Raw genomic sequence first — 20,869 nt, forward strand, 5'->3', positions numbered from 1 at the left:
TGATCCGGGCGGGTTTTGAATGGACGTTATTATCAATAGCGAAACAGAATTCCCTAAACCCGCCCCTACAGACGCGATGCACGAAACGTCTTTAACCCTAAAATCTATTGTTTATCGTTCTAAACCTTTAACCGATTAACGATTTCTACTATTAATCACCGCCGCAAAAAGCAGATAAAGTACGCCAAAGGCAATGGCAACTTCTTCAGCCCATTTCGATCCATAGATTCTATACCAATTATCGAAACTTCTTAAAATACGAAGGATGGAATCTATACCCCAATCCAGAAGTTGAAACCCAATATAAATTAATGCAGCCACTCCTAATGCTTGTATAAAAGCATTTTTGAATAAATCATTCATGGCAATTTTTTAATAGTGAGGTTATTTTATTATAATCGGGATAATATAGCATTGGCAATCCATTTAAGTTGAATCACCATCGGTAGGGAACATGTTATGTCCCTCTATCAGTGGAGTCTATGGATTTATGCGATCGCCTAACTCTATTTGGTATCTTTGGCTACAGTTTTCTCCGTCGATTCCGGAAAGGCAGGTTAAACTTGATAGAAAAAGCTGCTGAAGGGAGGTCATAAAAATGGATGAAGTTGTCAAAAAAATTGCCGCGTTGGGATTACCTGGGGTGATTCTGGTGGTGACGATGGCGGCGACAGGATTGTCGGGGGCGGCGGCGATCACGGCGGCTTTAGCCTTTCTGGGGGGTCCGGCGGGAATGTTAGGCGGAATTGCGGTTTTGGGATTGACGGGATTGATTACCGATGCGTTGGCTGAGGTGGGGCTTGAGGATTTACTCACGGCGATTTATTGTCAGCGGCGTCAGAGTGAACCTCATGGGAAGTTGATTGAGGAGATTGAAGCGCTTTCCCTATTTGATGGGGATATTAAGGATAGGTTAAAAGCGACGGTAACGGATGGGTGTGGTTGTGATACTGTCGTGAATGCTTACTTAACAGATGTGACTCAAGACGCGATCGCAATTTTAGAACGGGTTCCGGGTATGACTCCTGCACATCACCGGGATTTTAAACAGTCTCATCCGATTATTAGGCTTAGGGATAGTGCAGCGGTGAGAACCTGGAAAAATCCCTTAGGCGTTGACCATGTTTTTGTGGCGGATAGTCAGGATCGAATGGTTTATGGGGGTTATGTGGGCTGGATTCATAGTGAAGGGTTAAATTCTGCGATCGCCCAAATTAGACGTGATTTGACTTAACTTTTATTTTTATCATCTTTTGTGAGATCGGGATAGATAAGAATAGGCGACGCTTGCCCTTTCACCCATCCCGGATACCAGAACCCAAACCCCTACTGTGTCTATCTACTTCTCTACATCTTCCCCCTCATCCCCTAACCCCTTCTCCACCCCCCTCGTTCCCCCCTATTAGATCCCCCTTCCGTCCCCCTTCAAAAGGGGGAGACCAAAGGATGCTTCGCTTTTTGTTCCATGGGGGATGACAGAGGATGCTTCGCTTTTGTTGCATGGGAGAAGGGGAACCGGACTCTTTTGCTCCCCTCTTGCTCCCCTCTCCCAAGCTTGGGAGAGGGGCTGGGGGTGAGGGCTGGCGTGGGAGAGGGGTTGAGCTTAAATTGACACCAATACCCGCTTTGCTTCATCAACAACACCACTCCATTTAATTTATGCGATCGCGTCGCCCTGTCCATGGGCGAGTAGCGGCTTTGATCTGTTGCCTGTTGCCTGTTGCCTTTTCCCCAACAACCCCCAGCAGCTACAGTAGGAAAAGAGGATTCAAGACTGGCTGATGACAGAAGACGAACTACTCCAACTCATTGAACAAGCAGCGCGGGAGGAATGGACGGAACTTGACCTCTCTGGCAATAATTTAACCGTGCTACCGCCGGACATTGGCAAGCTGACTCACCTAAAAAAACTGATTCTGGGTAAATATCGGTATCACGATAAGGGTTATATTGTCGATATTATCGGAAACAGGTTGAGTGCCTTACCTAGGGAAATTGGACAGCTTCATCAGCTTGAAGAACTTCAGGTTGTTGACAATCAACTCCAAGAACTGCCCCCCGAAATTGTTCAATTCACCTCCCTGCAATCCCTTTACCTAAGCCGCAATAAACTCCAAGAACTGCCCCCGGAAATTGTTCAACTCACCTCCCTGCAATCCCTTAACCTAGGCAGCAATAAACTCCAAGAACTGCCCAGCAAAATCCTTCAACTCACCTCCCTGCAATCCCTTTCCCTAGGCAGCAATAATATCCAAGAACTGCCGCATCAAATCATTAAACTCACTTTCCTGCAATCCCTTGACCTCAGCAGCAATAATATCCAAGAACTGCCGCCTGAAATCGGTCAACTCACTTCCCTGCAATCCTTTGACCTCAGCGGCAATAAACTCCAAGAACTGCCCCCGGAAATTGTTCAACTCACCTCCCTGCAATCCCTTAATCTAGGCAGCAATAATATCCAAAAACTGCCCCCAGAAATTGGTCAACTCACTGCCCTGCAATCCCTTTCCCTCTGGGGCAATAATATCCAAAAACTGCCCCCAGAAATTGGTCAACTCACTGCCCTGCAATCCCTTTACCTAGGCAGCAATAATATCCAAGAACTGCCCCCCGAAATCGTTCAACTCACTTCCCTGCAATCCCTTGCCCTATACAGCAATAATATCCAAGAACTGCCCCCCGAAATCCTTCAACTCACCTCCCTGCAATCCCTTTACCTAAGCCGCAATAATATCCAAGAACTGCCGCCGGAAATTCAACAACTGCCCAACCTAAAAACACTAGATTTACGCGGTAATCCACTACCCATCCCCCCAGAAATTTTAGAAGGAAATAAGTTGTTCACAAACCCTGGCGATATCCAAGAAATCCTCGACTTCTATTTCCGCATCCAAGACCCCACAGAAACCGCCCCCCTCTACGAAGCCAAATTCATCATTGTCGGCGAAGGTGCAGCCGGAAAAACCACCTTAGCCAAGAAAATCGAAACCGAAACCTACGAACTCCAACCCGATGAAAAATCCACCCAAGGTATTGATGTTATCCAATGGCACTTTCCCCACGCCAACGGAGAAGACTTTCGCGTCAATATCTGGGACTTTGGCGGACAGGAAATCTATCACCAAACTCACCAATTCTTCCTCACAAAACGTTCCCTCTATGCCTTAGTCGCCGATGATCGCAAAGAAAACACCGATTTTTACTGGTGGCTAAAAGTCGTGGAACTCCTCAGCGACAATAGCCCCGTTTTAATTATCAACAATGAAAAACAAGACCGTCAATGTCCCGTCAACGAACGCCAACTCCGGGGAGAATTCACCAATCTCAAAGACGTTATCCCCGCCAACTTTGCCACCAATCGCGGACTAACTGAAATCAAAGATGCGATTGAACAATATATCACCCGCCTCCCCCACGTCGGCACACCTTTACCCAAACTCTGGGTACGAGTTCGTGCAGCCTTAGAAAATGATTCCCGTAACTATATCACCCAACAAGACTACTACCAAATTTGCCGCCGCAATCAATTAACTGACCGCCAAGATATGCGGCGTCTCAGTCGCTATTTACATGACCTCGGTGTATGCCTCCATTTCCAAGATGACCCCACCCTAAAACACTATATTATTCTCAAACCCGAATGGGGAACCACCGCCGTCTATAATGTCTTAGATAATCCCATCGTTCAGAAAAATCTCGGCTGTTTCACCCAAGACACCCTCGCTGATATTTGGCAAGACGATAAGTATAATCAAATGCAGGATGAACTCCTGCAATTAATGATCCGGTTCAAACTCTGCTATCCCATCCCCAATCAGACAAATACCTACATCGCCCCCCAACTCTTAGATATCAATCAACCCGACTACGATTGGAATGAGCAAAATAATCTAATTTTGCGCTATGACTACGACTTTATGCCCAAAGGAATCCTCACCCGCTTCATTGTCGAAACCCACCCCTGGATAGAAAACCAAACCCGCGTCTGGCGCAGTGGCGTACTCCTCAACAAATACCAAACCCGCGCTGAAATTATCGAATATTACTATCAACGCCAAATTAAAATCCGGGTATCGGGAAACCGGAAAAAAGAACTCCTCGCCGTGATTACCCATGAACTGGAAAAAATCCACGAGTCTTACGAACGATTGCGGTACAATACCCTAGTTCCCTGTAACTGTAACGAATGCTTAGGCAATCCTAATCCCTATTCCTATCGCCTGGATAACCTCCGCAAACGCTTAAACGCGGGTCGCTATGAGATTGAATGCGATAATAGTTATCAAATGGTGGATGTCCGCCGTTTAATTGATGACGTGAACCTCTCCCCCTACCCGCAAGACTATGCTGATAAACTAGGGATAGACTCACCTTTCGATAAGGCGACAGATTCCCGATTACAACAGGAACTGAACCAGGAAAGAGAAGCCTCCTTTAGCCATCCCCACCGCCAAACCTCCCCCAAGGATTCCCCGATGATGGATAAACCCGACGCCGCCGACTTCGAGAAAGAAATCTTTATCTCCTATGCTTGGAGAGGGGAAAGCGAGGATTTTGTCAACCGTCTAGATGATGTTTTTCAATCCCAGGGAATCACGATTGTGCGGGATAAGCGAGACTTAGGGTACAAAGGGCTAATCAAAGAATTCATGCAGCGCATTGGTAAGGGGAAATGCGTTATTGTTGTGATTAGCGATCGCTATCTCAAATCCGAAAACTGTATGTATGAACTCGTCCAGATTGCCAAAAATGGCGAATTCTACCAGAGAATCTTCCCGATTGTTTTATCTGACGCCAAGATTTATAAGCCCACCGATCGAGCCAAGTATATCCTGCATTGGCAAAACGAAATCAAAGAACTCGAAACTACAATAAAACAAATCGACTCTTTCGCCAACCTACCCAGTTTACAACGTTCCATCAACGAATATACCGAAATTCGCGCCACCATTGACGGACTCACCGATACGCTACAAAATATGAATACCCTCACCCCCGATATTCATAGTGAATCGGGGTTTAATCATTTAATTAACGCGATTCAACAACAACTATTGTAGGGGCGGGTTTAGGGATACAATGAATGGGGATACTGATAACTTACCCACAAAACCCGCCCGGATTCTTGTAGGGGCGGGTTTAGGGATAAAATAAATGGGGATACCGATAACTTACCCACAAAACCCGCCCGGATTCAACAGTATTAGGGTTCCGTTACTATTATCAGGGGATTCAGCCTATGGGAAGACATTACGCCATAATTGGTACAGGTGCGATCGGAGGCTTTTACGGCGCTTGCTTGCAAAAAGCGGGACTCGATGTCCATTTTCTCCTTCGGCGCGATTATGACTATGTGAAAGAGCATGGTTTGGCAATTTCGTCAACCTTCGGAGACTTTACCTTACCCCAGGTAAATGCCTACAACCATGTCAAAGACATGCCCCCTTGTGATGTAGTATTAATCGCTCTAAAAACCACCCAAAATCATCTCCTTCCTAACCTGCTTCCGCCTCTGGTTAAACCGGGAACTGTGGTGATTACGTTACAAAATGGGTTAGGGGTTGAACCCGAAATTGCCGCCATAGTCGGGGAAACTGTGGAAGTATTAGGGGGACTCTGCTTTGTCTGTTCTAATAAAATTGGTTTGGGTCAAATTCACCATCTCGATTATGGTCAAATCCAGCTAGGTGCTTATGGAAATAACCATCAGCTTCAAGGAATTACACAGACAATGCGTCAGATTGCGGCTGACTTTGAGCAAGCTAATATTCCGATTCAGCTTTCTGAGAATTTACTCCTCGCCCGGTGGAAAAAATTGGTGTGGAATATTCCCTATAATGGTCTATCTGTCGTCTTAGATTCTACAACAGATGCGATTATGAAGGATAGTTATGGGTATCAGCTATCGGAACAACTGATGCGAGAGGTTGTAGCTGGGGCGGCGGGGTATAGTTTAGAGATAAAAGAAAGCTTTGTACAAAAAATGCTGGATTATACGATGAAGATGAAACCCTATCGTACCAGCATGAAAATTGACTATGATTGTCATCGCCCATTGGAAGTCGAAGCCATGTTTGGCAACCCCATGCGGGCGGCGCAAGCGGTTGGGGTGGCGGTTCCTAAAATAACGATGCTCTATCAGCAATTAAAATTCCTAGATGCCAGAAATATCGCGATTGGGAATTAGGGATTGGGTTTGTAGGGGCGGGTTTAGGAAATTTCATGTTGCCATTGCTAATAACCTTTATACAAAACCCGCCCTGACTAAATTTTGATTTTTGCCCACAATTGTGGCGTGACACAGCTAAAATTGTGGAATAGATTTGACAATTAAATCGGGCGCAAGCTTTCATCTGCGTCATCTTAAGCTCAACCCCTCTCCCACGCCAGCCCTCACCCCCAGCCCCTCTCCCACGCTTGGGAGAGGGGAGCAAGAGGGGAGCAAGAGGGGAGCAAGATAATCCGGTTCCCCTTCTCCCATGAAACAAAAGCGAAGCATCCTTTGTCATCCCTCCTCGCAGGGGGGAACGAGGGGGGTGGGAGAAGGGGTTAGGGGATGAGGGGGAAAATGCCAAGGAGTAAAGCCAGACGCTTCAAAAGCACGTCTCTACAAATTCCTCTGTTTCTCCGCCGGATTTCCTAATTAATCCAATAAATCGGGTTCCTGTTTAATCATCATCTCATAAAGGGGTTGGAAACTAAACCAACCCAAAGAATGAGAACCCACTTGACTGTGAGTCAACTTCGCCGTATCCGGATTAATTAACTTAGGTTTACCCACCGCTTCCGCCATCAATTGCGCTTGACAACATCTATCCATGGCGATGAACCACCAGGCGGCTTCATCGACTGAATGTCCCACCGTTAATAAACCATGATTGCCAAGAATAATCGCTTTCTTCTTCCCTAAGGTTTCCGCCAAACGTTCACCTTCGTTTGTATTCAAAACAACACCCGTATAGTCATCAAACACGGCATGATCCTCATAGAAAGCACAAGCATCCTGAGTGATGGGGTCAAGGTGACGTTTCAGCGTTGACCAACTTTTGCCATAGAGGGAATGAGCATGGGCGGCGGCGATAACATCAGGTCTAGCCTGGTGAATTTGGGCGTGAATGGCAAAGGCGGCGGCGTTGACGGGGTTGTCCCCCTTGACAATTTCACCGTTATGGTTAACTAATATCAAATCAGAAACCCGAATATGACCAAAGTACATGCCAAAGGGATTTACCCAGAAATGATCGGTGAATTCGGGGTCACGCACGGTGATATGTCCCGCAATTCCTTCATCAAACCCGTAGCGGGCAAATAGACGGAAGGCGGCGGCTAAGTGTTGTTGGCGGTGCAGGCGTTCCGCTTCTTTTGAGGTAAATGTTGGCGGTTGGGGAAGTTGGGTTGATTTTGAGGTTTGAATGGCTAATTGGGGATCAATTGAAGAAACCATAGATAGTTAGTAAATTCAGTCGGTAGATAAAAATAGATTGAACTATTTTATCAATGTTTAACCCACATTTTCGTAGGGGCGCACTGACGTGCGCCCTGATACTGAAGTGAAATGGTACTGATATCATGTTTGGTTAAACACCCCTGAATGAAAACTCCTGAAACGATAGCTTTTACAGTATTGCAATTAGGAGCAATTGTCAAGATATGATTTGATTTGAGCGTTTATGGTTGGTGTTTTAACGTTTAGGGCGCTAAAGCGCAACTACAAGCGCAACTACAAGCACAACTACAAGCGCAACTACAAGCGCAACTACAAGCGTAACTATTCAAAAATTACGGATAGTTCAACAACCTCCTGTTCCGTTAAACCGAAGTATTGGGCGCGAATGGTTTTTCCGGATTCTACGGGCATTAATGGGGTGATTGTTCCTAATGATAATAAGTCGCCTTTCTTCAGTCGCTTTCCTACGGATTTTAAATCATCCCGCAACCATAAAACTACGTCTAAGGGGTGTTCTAATAGTACATTACTTGTACCTGTGGCTAATTCCTTTCCGGTTTCATCCACAATCACTATTTGAATCTTACCTAACCGTTCTTGCCATTCGGGAGTAGCCGCCAGGGGAATCGGTTCGCCCACAATTCCTAAACGCGCCCCCACGTTAATTGCTATTAAATCAGCGGCGTCTAATTTTACCCCAGAGTCATAGATTAAATCTGGCAGTTCAATAAAGGGAATGACGGCATCTAAGGCGGCTAAAACCTCTTGGCGAGTTGTGGCTTCATTAATTGCATCACTTCCGACTCTGACGATTAAATCTCCTTCAAACAGGGGACGTGCGCCAAAATTGGCGGGGACAATTGACCCACTGGGTAGCAGCATTTGTTCTAAGAGAATCCCGCGTAAGGGATGAGATACATTAAACCGTTCTTGTGCGGTTGTATTTGTGAGTCCTGCTTTATATCCGATACTTTGTCCTAAAATAGGAGCAAGTCTTTCTATAAAACGATCGCGGAATTGTTCGGCTTCGGTTACAGTTAAGTCGGGTGGTGTGGTTTCCAGAGGAATACGGTTGATGTAATGGGTAACTAATTCTTCAAGAAACCGCGAATTTGGCGTTATAACAACACCAGCACAAGCCAATTCATCCTTGGTTTGGCAAGCGGTGCGTTTCTGGTTTGCTGTCGCCTCAACCGTACCTAACCCAAAAATTTGACTCCCTAATACAATTGTGAGAACAGCAGATTGCCAATAGTTATTTGTCATTTGTCATTTGTCTTATGTCATTCGTCATTTAGTCGGGGCGGGTTTAGTAACATCAGGGTGCAAATCAAATGTTAATGGTAAAACCCGCCCCTACAACAGACGTTCCATCTTCCCCATCTTCCCCATCACTACTCGCCACTATCTCCAGTTAATCTAATCTCTTCTAACACCTCTAACCCTGCCAAAAATTGCCGATCATTGCTAATATGAGGAAACTTTAACTGAGAATCGGGAACACCGCGTTCTAACTGACGCTGACGCAAAATGGCAAAACTACCGGGTGCTAATATCCGTAAGCGGGGCGCGGGGATATAATTATCCGGTCGTTTTACGGCATAAGATGTATTTGCTTGTTGCAGTTTACGGTCAAAACTGGTGAGAAAAGCTTGGGGATTGTCCAAACGTTGACCTGGTGCTAACTCAATATTAATTAAATAATGGGCGGTGACAATACTCTCCGAAAGGGTTAGACAAAAGTCTTCTAAAGGTACGTCAAATTCCTGTTGTAAAGCTTGCATCACCTGCGTTGCATGGTGTTCCGTTGTCTTCTCTGTAGTAGCCGACAGGGTTCCGCCGCGACGATAACGGAAAACAATTAAGGGTGTCTTATTGTAAAATCCCACAACTTCGATTACATCACCAATATCGTAGCGATAAAACCCACTATAATTTGTGGTTAAAAGGCGATAGTGTTCCCCTACTTTAACCTCAGTCGCCAGTAGGGTTTTGGGATGTTCGGCGTCCCATTGATCTTCGGGAACAAATTCAAAGAAGCCGCTTTCAATCGCCAAAATACTCCCATCGGTATCTACATCCGGGTAGATACTAAATGTGGCTTCTGCTGAGGAATAAACCGCCCCAAACACAGGCGTATTGCCAAAATAATCGGGAAAGCGCTGAAAGTAAAAATCAGACGTACCGCCGCGTGCGGTGGCGACAAAGGATAACTCTGACCAAACTTGTTTCGGAGTTAGGCGTCCCTCTTGGTGTAAAATATCTCGTAGTTCCTGTGCCCGTTCCGGATACGCTGACCATTGATCCTCTAATTGTGACCGAATCCCGGATTCTAAGTCTAGCCAATCGGCTATTGTCCCTTTTTCTAAATCCCGAATTAAATCTTCGGCGTAGGTTTCCAAATAACTTGCCGTTCGTAGCAGGAGCATGGGAAAATTAGCAATCATCCCTCGCATGGTGCGATCGCGTAGCGCAAACAGTAAGCAAACGTAATGGCGGACTAGGCTATCCCCCGGTTGCAGGGTTTCAAAGGGATGGGCAAACAGTTGTTGGTAGAGAAATTTCCCCATCCGCAGTACGCCAACACTGGCATAACCGTACCGAATCCCTCCTGGCGTCTGTCCCAGGGGTTGCACGGAGTTGGTAATTAAGAGTTTACCAAACTTACGGTTGCGAGTGTTCAGCGCATCGGCTAAGAACCCCATACTGGTTAAGTTAGCCCCTCTTAGGGAATTTTGAAACCGCTTGGTTACGGGAATCAGCTTCTTTGAACCCGTAGAACCACTGGTGAGATTAAGATAGACAACGGGGTCAGGGGTTAAAATATTAGACTCACCCTGGAAAATGCGTTCAGTGTAGGGTTCATAACTACTATAGGGCAGAACCGGGACGCGATCGCGAAATTGGTCGATGGTTCTAATCTCTCTCAACCCCCATTTCCGCCCTAGTTCGGTGTTACCATACTGTCGCAACAGCTTTAGCAGAAACCGTTCCTGTACCGCCTCCGTCTGATGCGTCTTGTTCACGAAATTGGCTTTAACCTGTCGGGTTAGCGTGGTTAATAGGGGCAGTACATAGTTTGACATGACATCCTCACACCAGTTGAATTTGAGCGGATATTGGGCGTTTCTGGTTAGCAGAATCAGTTTTTGGCAATTTTTCCGGCATTTTTCGGCAATTTATGGTATCTTCTTATACCGTGTCGTTGTCCAGATTCCTATCCTTGTTCGCCAATGACCGATCGCAAATTTCATCATTTTGGTCACTTCTTTGATCAATTGTCAAGTGTTTTGAACATCATCTCGGATATCGCCCCCACCCCTACTCTTTAATATAGAGTTGAACCCTTGCCAAGATGCGCTTTGTTTAGTCTTTGTTCCCGTTTCTCAAATGTTCCCGACTGCTAGACGTTTCAGCGGCTTACCTAACCATCGACAATCTTTTCTCAGGAGTTTGATGTGCCAATGAACCTTTCGATTTCCTCTGTACCGCGTGTCGATATATCTACCCTCACGCCAGAAGCCTTTAGCCAACGCTATCAACAAACGGGTACACCTGTCGTGATTACCGGATTGCTGGAGAATGAACCAGACTGGACGCTGGATTATCTTTGTGCAAAAATTGGCGATCGTGAGTTTATAGTGCGGAATTATGAACGGGCTAATTATAACAGTGGAGAGGCTAAACATTCTCGCGTCGGTAGTGGCGTCGCCTTAGAAACGATGCGATTCTCTGACTATGCCGAACTTTTGCGCCGTGGCGAAGTTCAAGAAAATGATCTTTATCTGGGGAAAGCCCCCCTCAAGACTACCCAACTAACCCAAACCTCTACCTGGAAAACCTTGGGCGACAAACTTGGTTTTACTCAACCTGTCACCGACTTTAAAATGTATATTGGTTCAGGAAGTCATCGTTCTGGATTGCATTACGATATCCTGGATAATACCCTCATTCAACTGCATGGCGTCAAAAAAATTGTCTTGTTTCCTCCCTCTCAAACCTACAATCTTTATCCCTTTCCCATTCTCGGTCATTTACGTCATGGGATGAAGTTGCGGTGCTGTTTTAGTCAGGTGTCTTTAGAGCATCCCGATTTTGACGCCTTTCCTAAATTTAAGCAAGCCCTAGAACATAAAAAAGAGGTCATTTTAGAACGCGGAGAAACCCTTTATTTACCTGCTGGCTGGTGGCATGATGTCAGCGGAATTCATAACACGATGATGTGTTCAGTCAATCGATTCTGGCGCATTTATCCGGCTAGACGCGCCTGGTTGAATTGGGAACGATGGCGGTCTATCCTGGGAGTTTTCTGTGCTATTCCTTATATAGGAAGCAATTTAATCGCGGCTTTATTTCAGCCTCATCCCCAATCCACAATTCGCCAAATATTGTACAGAATTTAATTCGATGGTTCAAATTCCCACAAAAGAATTAACCCTAGCCGAGTTTTTAGACTTACCAGAAACTCAGCCTGCTAGTGAATACATTAATGGTCAAGTCATCCAAAAACCGATGCCCCAAGGTAAACACAGCACAATTCAGGGAGAACTAATTACAACGGTTAATGCTGAGGTTAAGCCTCAACGTATTGCTTGGGCATTTCCCGAATTACGGTGTACATTTGCTGGACGTTCCGTCGTGCCGGATATTGCTGTTTTTACGTGGAATCGTATTCCTTTAGATGAACAGGGTGATATTGCCAATGTTTTTGCTACACCTCCAGATTGGACAATTGAGATTTTATCTCCCGACCAAAGCCAAACGAAAGTAATCAGTAATATTCTTCATTGTCTCAATGCAGGTTGCCAGATGGGTTGGTTAATTGATCCGACAGAGAAGTCTGTGCTTGCCTATCCTGCTAATCAACAACCCAGGATTTTTCAAGAGCCAGATCAGGTACTTCCCACTCCAGAATTTATGGGAGACTTTAAGTTGAGTGTTGGCGAATTATTTGGCTGGCTAAAACCCAGCAATATTTAACCCTCTGATATACCGTAGGGTAGATGAGTTAAAGGTGTCTAGTTGGTCGATATAGAAGAAATCAAAGAGTTGCCACTAAGCGAAGTTAATCCGAATAAGACCTGTGAAGGCGAAAGAGCGATCGCAAAGTGGAGTAGACAAGAGGTGATTCATACAGAATTGATCTCGATTTTCCATGAGGATGCTTTGATGAGTTGTCGCTTGTCCGATATCGGACAATTGCTGAGTCCAAGGATATTATATTTGTCTGCCGTCGGGTAGTGTATGATAAGGTAATGGAAAAGAAAGGGATTAGATTAATGACAATTGGGGGAAGCTTTGCAGGTGACTCCTTGGTATTTTTGAAGGAGTTAAGCTGATGAACAGGATGACAATTGAGGATATCTATCAGTTTTTTCAAGACCCTCCTCCAAACTATCTCAACAAGGAACTAGCGGTATGTTATGTGTTGTCTGTCCTCATAGAAGGGGATACTTATGGCACTCACTTGATCCAACAACTCGAACACGAATACCCAACCTATCGCCTGTCTGATACAGTTCTGTACAGCACTCTCGTGTTTCTCGAAGAAGTTGGGGCAATTACGGGGTATTGGAAAAAAGTGGAAGGACGAGGACGCCCCCGACGTACATATGAGATCTCTGATGATTGGCGAGATAAAGCTCGCGAATTAGCAGGGTTTTGGCGTAGGTATATCACTCAAGAGAAACAAGCAATATAGCACATTTCGGCAGAATTACACCATCAGTGACCACCAAAACCAACTCAAGGCGAGGTGTAAATATGGGTTTGTGGGACTAACTGATGTGTTGCACCAAAACCCCGTGGAAAGTCTCCAGGTTGGATCGAGGGGAACAAGCGTACTAAACGAACTCGTTATCCTGTGGTCAAAAAAGGTAAAGTACGACACAAAAAGCGGTTGAGAAAAGCCTCTTAATCTCTAATTTTTCAGTAATTTTACTTCTTTCTCAGCTTTGAGTGATAGCTGGGTTAATTTTTCGTAGTCTAAACTCCAGTATATAAGGTGCGTTACGCTGCGCTAACACACCCTACATATAGACATATAGCTACATATAGCCAGTAGGGTGGGTTAGGCGGTGTTGAATTTAGGAGACAACCATTCATTCGATATCTGCCGTAACCCACCAAACATCTCACTCAGGGCGCAAGCCTTGCGCCACTACATACTGACAATCATGCACTCAAAGAATAAAAATGATGCACTAGGCGCATATTTGCTTAAATTTTGTAATTAAATATACGAAACCTCCCTGGCAAGGGTGTGATTCTTGTAGCGGACATCGGGGAACCGTAAACAAAATACTTCGGTTAATTGAGAGCAATTGAAAAGGGTATTAGTCTATCCTTGAGCAACAATTCACTCAGCCACTGATGAATTCGGTGGATAAGAAAATTGCTCGATTAAAATTGCCCCCATTCTGAAATTTTTACACAGGGTTAAGTAACAGATGCTGCAAGAATTATGGTCATTTCGCGGTCGATACCGCATCTTACATCTAACGTGGTTCGCCTTCTTTCTCTCTTTTGTCGTTTGGTTCAATTTTGCCCCATTAGCGACAGCCGTACAAGAAGAATTAGGCTTGAGTGCGGCACAAATTCGGACATTGGCGATTTGTAACGTAGCGCTGACGGTACCGGCTCGGATTATTATCGGTATGTTACTCGACCGTTTTGGTCCACGGTTAACCTATTCTGTGTTGCTGGTTTATGCCGCCATTCCTTGTATTGCCTTTTCCCTGGCACAAGACTTTAGCCAATTAGTGATCAGCCGTTTAGCCCTAAGTATTGTAGGTGCAGGCTTCGTGATTGGTATCCGCATGGTGGCGGAATGGTTTCCCCCCAAAGAAATTGGCTTGGCTGAAGGAATTTATGGGGGATGGGGTAACTTTGGTTCGGCTGCATCTGCGTTTGCCCTACCCACAATCGCGGCGTTATTAACGGTTGGCGCTGGGGGTGGATTGATCAACTGGCGATTAGCGATCGCACTCACTGGTATTATTGCTGCACTCTATGGCATCTTTTACTATAGAAACGTTCAAGATACACCTCCGGGTAAAGTTTATCAGAAACCCAAGCGTCATGGTGGCTTAGAAGTCACCACCAAGCGGGACTTTGGATTCCTGATGCTGATGAATGTTCCTCTGGTGGGTGTTCTGGCTGTCTTGGCTTGGCGTTTAAGTAATGTTGGTTTCTTAGATCGAACTGGATTAATTATCACCTGGTTAGCGCTGTTGGGGTTATATCTGTTCCAGGCTTACAAATGCTGGGATGTAAATAAAGACCTGATGACCAATCAAAAACGGTATCCTGCTAATGATCGCTATAACTTCTCCCAAGTCGCCCTTCTGGAATTAACGTATGTGGTCAACTTTGGTTCAGAATTAGCCGTTGTGTCTATGCTTCCCGCCTTTTTTGAAGGAACCTTTGGATTGAGTAAGCAATTAGCGGGAATGATTGCTGCTAGTTATGCGTTTATGAACTTAGTTTCACGTCCCGGTGGTGGATTAATTTCAGATACTTTAGGAAGCCGGAAATGGACGATGACGGTGTTGACAGGATGCATGGGAATTGGCTATCTGATGTTGAGTACCGTAAATGGGAGTTGGTGGCTACCTGCTGCGGTTATTCTCACCATGGGGTGTTCCTTCTTTGTCCAAGCTGGTGAAGGGTCTACCTTTGCCATGGTGCCGTTAATCAAACGCCGAGTTACGGGTCAGATTGCGGGGAATGTTGGGGCGTATGGTAATGTGGGTGCTGTTGCCTATCTCACCCTATTTAGTTTGCTCCCAGAAGGCGATTTCGGTAACCGCGTTTTCTTCCAAACCTTAGGAGTTACAGCATTAGTGGTTACCTTCCTCTGTTGGTTCTTCCTCAGAGAACCTAAAGGATCTTTTGCGACACATCATGAAGGGGAAGAAACCGAATTGCCAGTCGAAGGTGTTCCAGTTTTGGTGGATGAACAAACCCATTGATGATGATGATTCATTGGTAAGTTAGCCAATTATCGACATCCCTTTGTAGAGACGTAGCATGCTACGTCTCTACAGGTTTATGGAGGGATTTGAGTGAATCTTTTAAAATTTGGTTTATGTGTTTCAATCCCGTTGCCGGGATTCATTATAAGGAAACTACTACAGCTACAGCGTAGCGGTCAACGTCATGGAAGTTTCAATCCCGTTGCCGGGATTCATTATAAGGAAACCCCGCCCTCTGAAACCCTTTCTAGCCGGGACTCCCACAGTCAATTTTGACGGCTGACGAAATCCAAACGCTGAAATGGACTTTTTGCCTTTTTTGCCCTTTCTCAAAAACGGCTGAAATCTTTAATTGTCAAGGTTCCTAGCGTTTTGACGGCAAACCGGGTTTTTTGCCCCCGCTTCGTCCCGTCAAAAATCCGCTTATTCACATCATAGAATAAGGCTCTCATCTTGTCGAGGTTAGCGCGTAGGTTGGAGAGCGATCGCGACACCCAATATCCCAGACGATTGGCTGAGATGAGACGTTGTTCACCCGAATGCGATCGCGTTTGCCCAGTTCATCAACCAGCGCCTAACCTCTATTATCTCATAGTGAAATACGCTCATTTTCACACCATTCTGTAAAATTAGCATTTCTCCAATGTAATTTTTTCATATCCCATGACTTTTTGTGGCTGTTTATACCAAATCAACAATTTTATTTCCTTAACCTGAACTGAAAGATAGTCAAAAAGATATGAATTCTAAATTTTAATTCCCTGTTCCCTGTGACACACCGAGCGAAGCCGAGGTGTTCCCCGTTCCCTGTTCCCTAAAAAAATCCATGACTAACTCAACAAAAACACTTTGTCCCTATTGCGGTGTGGGCTGTGGTTTAGAGGTCACACCACCCGCCCAATCCGGTAAAGCCACTCATCGCGATAGTGAAGGAACACCAATATGGCGAGTACGGGGCGATCGCGATCATCCCTCCAGCCAGGGAAAAGTTTGTGTCAAGGGAGCGACAGTAAGCGAATCCTTAGATAAAAATCGTCTCAAATATCCGATGATGCGAGACTCATTGGATCAGCCCTTTCGACGAGTCAGTTGGGATGAAGCCCTCGATCGCATCGTCCTCCAACTGCAAACCGTCCGCTTTACCCAAGGACCTGAATCCATCTGTATGTATGGTTCCGGTCAATTTCAAACCGAAGACTATTATATTGCCCAAAAATTACTCAAAGGTTGTCTGGGTACTAACAATTTTGACGCCAATTCTCGCCTCTGTATGTCCTCCGCCGTCTCAGGTTATATCCAGAGTTTCGGATCAGATGGTCCCCCCTGTTGCTACGAGGATTTAGAACAAACAGATTGTGCCTTTTTAATTGGTACAAATACCGCCGAATGTCACCCAATCGTATTTAATCGCCTGCACAAACATTGTAAAAAGAACCGCAAGGTGAAAATGATTGTGGTTGACCCCCGGCGTACTCCTACCGCAGAAGCTGCTGATTTACATTTAGCGATTCGACCAGGTACGGATATAGACTTGCTGAATGGAATTGCCCATTTGCTGATGCGTTGGGGGAAAATTAATACCCTATTTATTGATGACTGTACGCGAGACTTTCCCCTCTACGCCGATATCATTCGCCACTATCCCCCCGAACTTGTAGCGCGTAAGTGTGGGATTCGGTTAGATGAATTGGAGAAGGCGGCTCGATATTGGGGGGATGCGGAACGAGTATTATCCCTGTGGTCCATGGGGATGAACCAATCCTCGGAAGGAACCGCCAAAGTCCGCACATTAATTAACTTACACCTGATGACCGGAACCCTTGGTAGACCGGGTTCTGGACCCTTTTCCCTCACCGGACAACCCAATGCCATGGGGGGACGAGAAGCAGGGGGACTGGCGCATATTCTTCCCGGTTATCGGTTGGTCAAGAATCCCCAACATCGGGCAGAATTGGAACAATTGTGGGGACTCAAGCCGGGACAAATTTCCCCAGAACCGGGTTTACCAGCTTGGGATATGATCCTGGGATTAGAGACAGGTGCAGTCGGATTCCTCTGGATTGCGGCGACGAATCCGGCGGTGAGTATGCCCGATTTAGAACGAACGAAAGCGGCGTTGAAACAGTCCCCGTTTACGGTGTATCAAGACGCCTATTATCCCACCGAAACCGCCGCTTATGCTCATGTCATCCTTCCTGCCGCTCAGTGGAGTGAAAAAACGGGAACGATGACGAATTCCGAACGGGTGGTAACCTTATGTCCCCAATTCCGCAACCGAGTGGGCGAATCTAGAGCCGATTGGGAAATCTTTGCCGAAGTTGGGAGGCGTTTAGGGTTTACGGAACACTTTGACTTTGCGGATTCGGCGGCGGTGCATCGGGAGTTCGTGCAACTCACCCGTGGGCGGGTTTGCGATATGACGGGTATTAGCTATGAGCAGTTACAGGAGGGTCCCATTCAGTGGCCCCATCCGCAGGAAAACCCGGAGGCGGGGTTTACCGATAAGTCCTCAACCTCTAACGAGACTAAACCCACCCCGACAAATACAAAACGATTGTACACAGATTGGCGCTTCCCCACCGCCGATGGACGGGCAAAGTTTGCGGCGTATCACTCACGGGGATTGGCAGAACCCCCTGATCCGAATTATCCGTTGGTCTTGACAACAGGACGCCTTTATGGTCACTGGCACACCCAAACTCGGACGGGTCATATTCCCAAGATTCAGCAAATGCATCCGCAACCGTTCCTAGAAATCCATCCCCGTGATGCCCAGAAACTAGGGATTGAAGACGGGAATTGGGTAGACGTGCGATCGCGCCGGGGCAAAAGTCGGTTTCCGGCTCAGGTAACGAAAGCGATCGCGCCAGGGACGGTATTTGTGCCGATGCATTGGGGGGCGTTGTGGGCAGCCAATGCCGAAGCGAATGCCTTAACCCATCCAGAATCTTGTCCGGATTCAGGACAACCGGAGTTAAAAGCTTGTGCGGTGCAGGTGAGTTTAGTCCCAGAGTCCGCAGAGGTGTTATGGGAACAGGAGGTTGAGCAACAGTCGATGTTGGGCAAATAAACCCGATTTGAATGTCCACAAGTAGGGTGGGTTAGGCGGTGCTTCGTAAAAAAACGAACCATCTAATCCCATATCCGCCGTAACCCACCAGGTTATCCCTTCAAAAACAGCGCCATTAAGTAAAGGGCGACCCGAGTCAATTGAATGGACGCCGTTGTGAATTAATGCAAGCGGGTCGCCCCTACCATAATCAACCGTAGGGGCGCACAGACGTGCGCCCTTTGTCACAGGTTATCGGTAAAACCCGTCATTCATCCCCGAATCACCACAATGGCACGATTTCCGGGAGTTTGTGCCGACTCTGTGGTTGTGCGATCGCTAATTGGTGGAAGTCCCTGGCGCTGGTCGAAAATCACCAGCCAGCCCGTATCTAGACCCAACCCCGCCAGATAGCGATCCAGTTGTTCTAACCCAGCTTTTATCGGATCAGGACGCCCCTCGCGCCACACTTTTAACTCCATCCCTAATGTGACATCCCCATAACGCAGACATAGATCCATCCGATCCGTACCAATGGCATATTCCCGTTCCAAAGTACCGCCTCCATTCACCACCCGATGCAAAAATGCCATGAGTACCAGATGAGGCGCAATCTCATGGTAGGGCGCACTTTTAAGTAACGGTTCCCCATGCTGTCGCCAAAAACTAAGAAACGCATTCAAGAGTTCCTCTGGAGCAAGTTTTCCGTCTGGAGTCAGCCAACTGGGGGAAATTTGCGGTAAGGATGCTTGCGGGGTTTGGCTTAACACCCGAGGGAGTACCTCCTGATAGATGGGATTCGCGATCGCTAATCCTCCCTGGGGACTCATGCAACACAAGCCCAAATCCATCAGGAATTGTACATCATCATTGGGAATATCCCCCAACTCCCGACCGACAAGCATGGGTTCAATAATCGCCCGTACCCGATCTTCCTGAAGTAGGCTAGCTAAACTATCCAGGTGAGTATCTTGTCGTTGAATCAATATTTCCTTAGCTTGCTCGATATGATCCACTGTGATTACCTGTTGCGGATCAGGCAAAATGACTTCCACAATTTCTTTGGCTAAGGCATTGACTAACCAGGGTTGACCCTGGGTTAATGCAAATGCTCGCTGTACTGCCTCACGCTCAAAAACCTGCCCGGTTTCGTTGGTATGCTGCTCGTACAATTGGGCGACTTCTTTGGCGGTAAAGTTGCTTAGGGTCAAGGATTTAATCTTGATATTGAAGGGACTTGAAATGTTCAAGCGGTTACTCCCCCCAGAGGCGATTTTATAGTCCCGTACATCCCGCACCCCAATCAGCGCCAGAGAGTGAGGAAATCGTTGGGGACGTTTGGGATACCCAGAACGCAATTGACGCAGTACCGAAATTAGGGTTTCATCCTGCAACGCATCAATTTCATCGATGAACAAGACAAGGGGACGGGGGGAGACTTTTGCCCAAGCCCTTAATGCGGACTGGATACGCTGTCCGGGTTCTGCCGGAGACCATTGCGGTGGATGGAGTTCTGTGGGTAAATAGTCTTCGGCATTCTCGCGCCAACTGCCCAGCATGGCGTTTTCTGCGACTCCTGGATCATGGGGAAAGGCAGCGCCGACTTCTGCGGATACCATGACGGCGGCGTATTGTCCACTGGCAGTTAACTGTTGGGCGAGGGCAAGCATGGCGGTGGTTTTGCCTGTTTGTCGGGGCGCATGGATGACAAAGTAGCCCTGCTGCTCAATCAGTCGGTCTAGGTTAGGGAGTCGCGCTAGGGGTGAGAGCATGTAGTGGATGTCGGCTTTGCAAGGACCGGCTATGTTAAACCATTTGGGCATGGGAGGCAGGTGGCAGAAGGCAGGTGGCAGAAGGCAGGAGGGAACTCTTGAGAGTTTTCCCATCATTTCAAACCCGTTACTTTATGGTATCAATAGTTTTGAATGAGAGACCCTGTAGGGGCGGGTTTCACTACTACCCTTTCGTTCCTCACCTAGATGTGACTAAACCCGCCCCGATCAAGTGCGAGAGTTTTGACCCTTGGCAATGATTGTCGGGCATGGTTTCGAGACTTCCCGTGAACAGTCAGAATGTTTAACCGGGCATGATATGAGTTGGGTTTCGTTCCTCAACCCTAATCCCATATCCGCTGTAACCCACCAGGCAGTGTCCACCTGTAGGGTGGGTTAGGCGGTGCTTCGTAAAAAAACAAACCATCTAATCCCATATCCGCCGTAACCCACCAGGTTATAAACAGCGCCATTGAGTAAAGGGCGACCCGATTCAATTAAGTGGACGCCGTTGTGAATTGATGCAAGCGGGTCGCCCCTACACATCATCCTGGCGTCCTTTGTCAAAGGTTATCGGTAAAATCCGCCCTGACCGAGTTTTGATCGCGTGGATAGTTGACATTTC

General features: G+C 46.6%; 14 protein-coding genes. 9 read left to right on the plus strand and 5 right to left on the minus strand.

The window, feature by feature from the left end; genetic code table 11:
- Positions 1–135: 135 nt before the first annotated feature.
- Complete coding sequence (locus tag RIG66_RS19775; protein WP_446380456.1) at positions 136–363, minus strand: hypothetical protein; 228 nt, start codon at positions 361–363, stop codon at positions 136–138.
- 235 nt (positions 364–598) lie between these two features.
- Between RIG66_RS19775 and RIG66_RS19780 the strand changes: the two genes are divergently transcribed.
- From RIG66_RS19780 to RIG66_RS19790, 3 genes are all read left to right on the plus strand, one after another.
- On the plus strand, positions 599–1,234 hold the full coding sequence (locus RIG66_RS19780) for a hypothetical protein (protein ID WP_446380457.1): 636 nt from the start codon (positions 599–601) through the stop codon (positions 1,232–1,234).
- A 547-nt stretch (positions 1,235–1,781) separates the two neighbouring features.
- Entirely contained in the window at positions 1,782–5,060 is a 3,279-nt protein-coding gene (locus RIG66_RS19785; RefSeq protein ID WP_446380458.1) for a leucine-rich repeat domain-containing protein, read from the plus strand.
- Between the two features lie 179 nt (positions 5,061–5,239).
- A complete protein-coding gene (locus RIG66_RS19790; RefSeq protein ID WP_446380459.1) occupies positions 5,240–6,187 on the plus strand; it encodes a putative 2-dehydropantoate 2-reductase in 948 nt (315 codons plus the stop codon).
- Positions 6,188–6,643: 456 nt separating this feature from the next.
- Here the strand turns inward: RIG66_RS19790 and RIG66_RS19795 are convergent, their stop codons facing one another.
- The 3 genes from RIG66_RS19795 to RIG66_RS19805 form a co-directional block, all read right to left on the minus strand.
- Positions 6,644–7,444: a class II aldolase/adducin family protein gene (locus RIG66_RS19795; protein WP_446380460.1), complete on the minus strand. Its 801-nt coding sequence runs from the start codon at positions 7,442–7,444 to the stop codon at positions 6,644–6,646.
- Between the two features lie 324 nt (positions 7,445–7,768).
- Positions 7,769–8,713: a 2-keto-4-pentenoate hydratase gene (locus RIG66_RS19800; protein WP_446380461.1), complete on the minus strand. Its 945-nt coding sequence runs from the start codon at positions 8,711–8,713 to the stop codon at positions 7,769–7,771.
- Between the two features lie 128 nt (positions 8,714–8,841).
- Complete coding sequence (locus RIG66_RS19805) at positions 8,842–10,533, minus strand: GH3 auxin-responsive promoter family protein (protein ID WP_446380462.1); 1,692 nt, start codon at positions 10,531–10,533, stop codon at positions 8,842–8,844.
- A 378-nt stretch (positions 10,534–10,911) separates the two neighbouring features.
- Here RIG66_RS19805 and RIG66_RS19810 point away from each other — a divergent pair, with 378 nt between their 5' ends.
- The 6 genes from RIG66_RS19810 (at position 10,912) to RIG66_RS19835 (ending at position 18,493) form a co-directional block, all read left to right on the plus strand.
- Positions 10,912–11,850 carry a cupin-like domain-containing protein gene (locus RIG66_RS19810; RefSeq protein ID WP_446380463.1) on the plus strand — a complete coding sequence of 313 codons (939 nt, stop codon included), beginning with the start codon at positions 10,912–10,914 and terminating at the stop codon, positions 11,848–11,850.
- Between the two features lie 4 nt (positions 11,851–11,854).
- Positions 11,855–12,427 (plus strand): Uma2 family endonuclease, encoded by a 573-nt coding sequence (locus RIG66_RS19815; protein ID WP_446380464.1) that lies wholly within the window; start codon positions 11,855–11,857, stop codon positions 12,425–12,427.
- A 42-nt stretch (positions 12,428–12,469) separates the two neighbouring features.
- Positions 12,470–12,688, plus strand: a complete 219-nt coding sequence (locus RIG66_RS19820; protein ID WP_446380465.1) for a hypothetical protein — start codon at positions 12,470–12,472, stop codon at positions 12,686–12,688.
- 106 nt (positions 12,689–12,794) lie between these two features.
- Positions 12,795–13,148, plus strand: a complete 354-nt coding sequence (locus tag RIG66_RS19825) for a PadR family transcriptional regulator (protein WP_446380501.1) — start codon at positions 12,795–12,797, stop codon at positions 13,146–13,148.
- A gap of 748 nt (positions 13,149–13,896) precedes the next feature.
- The gene (locus RIG66_RS19830) at positions 13,897–15,420 is read left to right on the plus strand and encodes an MFS transporter (RefSeq protein WP_446380466.1); all 1,524 of its coding nucleotides are present in this window, start codon (positions 13,897–13,899) and stop codon (positions 15,418–15,420) included.
- 829 nt (positions 15,421–16,249) lie between these two features.
- Positions 16,250–18,493 carry a molybdopterin oxidoreductase family protein gene (locus RIG66_RS19835; protein WP_446380467.1) on the plus strand — a complete coding sequence of 748 codons (2,244 nt, stop codon included), beginning with the start codon at positions 16,250–16,252 and terminating at the stop codon, positions 18,491–18,493.
- Positions 18,494–18,744: 251 nt separating this feature from the next.
- On the opposite strand, the gene RIG66_RS19840 is transcribed toward RIG66_RS19835, so the two are convergent.
- Positions 18,745–20,295 carry an AAA family ATPase gene (locus RIG66_RS19840; protein ID WP_446380468.1) on the minus strand — a complete coding sequence of 517 codons (1,551 nt, stop codon included), beginning with the start codon at positions 20,293–20,295 and terminating at the stop codon, positions 18,745–18,747.
- Between the last annotated feature and the right edge of the window lie 574 nt (positions 20,296–20,869).

The organism is Coleofasciculus sp. E2-BRE-01, assembly GCF_040221695.1.
Lineage (GTDB): Bacteria > Cyanobacteriota > Cyanobacteriia > Cyanobacteriales > Coleofasciculaceae > Coleofasciculus.

Excerpts from the sequence above, each read along its gene's own strand:
- RIG66_RS19775 (WP_446380456.1), bottom strand. The coding sequence starts at position 363 with ATGAATGATTTATTCAAAAATGCTTTTATACAAGCATTAGGAGTGGCT.
- RIG66_RS19780 (WP_446380457.1), top strand. The coding sequence starts at position 599 with ATGGATGAAGTTGTCAAAAAAATTGCCGCGTTGGGATTACCTGGGGTG.
- RIG66_RS19785 (WP_446380458.1), top strand. The coding sequence starts at position 1,782 with ATGACAGAAGACGAACTACTCCAACTCATTGAACAAGCAGCGCGGGAG.
- RIG66_RS19790 (WP_446380459.1), top strand. The coding sequence starts at position 5,240 with ATGGGAAGACATTACGCCATAATTGGTACAGGTGCGATCGGAGGCTTT.
- RIG66_RS19795 (WP_446380460.1), bottom strand. The coding sequence starts at position 7,444 with ATGGTTTCTTCAATTGATCCCCAATTAGCCATTCAAACCTCAAAATCA.
- RIG66_RS19800 (WP_446380461.1), bottom strand. The coding sequence starts at position 8,713 with ATGACAAATAACTATTGGCAATCTGCTGTTCTCACAATTGTATTAGGG.
- RIG66_RS19805 (WP_446380462.1), bottom strand. The coding sequence starts at position 10,533 with ATGTCAAACTATGTACTGCCCCTATTAACCACGCTAACCCGACAGGTT.
- RIG66_RS19810 (WP_446380463.1), top strand. The coding sequence starts at position 10,912 with ATGAACCTTTCGATTTCCTCTGTACCGCGTGTCGATATATCTACCCTC.
- RIG66_RS19815 (WP_446380464.1), top strand. The coding sequence starts at position 11,855 with ATGGTTCAAATTCCCACAAAAGAATTAACCCTAGCCGAGTTTTTAGAC.
- RIG66_RS19825 (WP_446380501.1), top strand. The coding sequence starts at position 12,795 with ATGACAATTGAGGATATCTATCAGTTTTTTCAAGACCCTCCTCCAAAC.
- RIG66_RS19830 (WP_446380466.1), top strand. The coding sequence starts at position 13,897 with ATGCTGCAAGAATTATGGTCATTTCGCGGTCGATACCGCATCTTACAT.
- RIG66_RS19835 (WP_446380467.1), top strand. The coding sequence starts at position 16,250 with ATGACTAACTCAACAAAAACACTTTGTCCCTATTGCGGTGTGGGCTGT.
- RIG66_RS19840 (WP_446380468.1), bottom strand. The coding sequence starts at position 20,295 with ATGCCCAAATGGTTTAACATAGCCGGTCCTTGCAAAGCCGACATCCAC.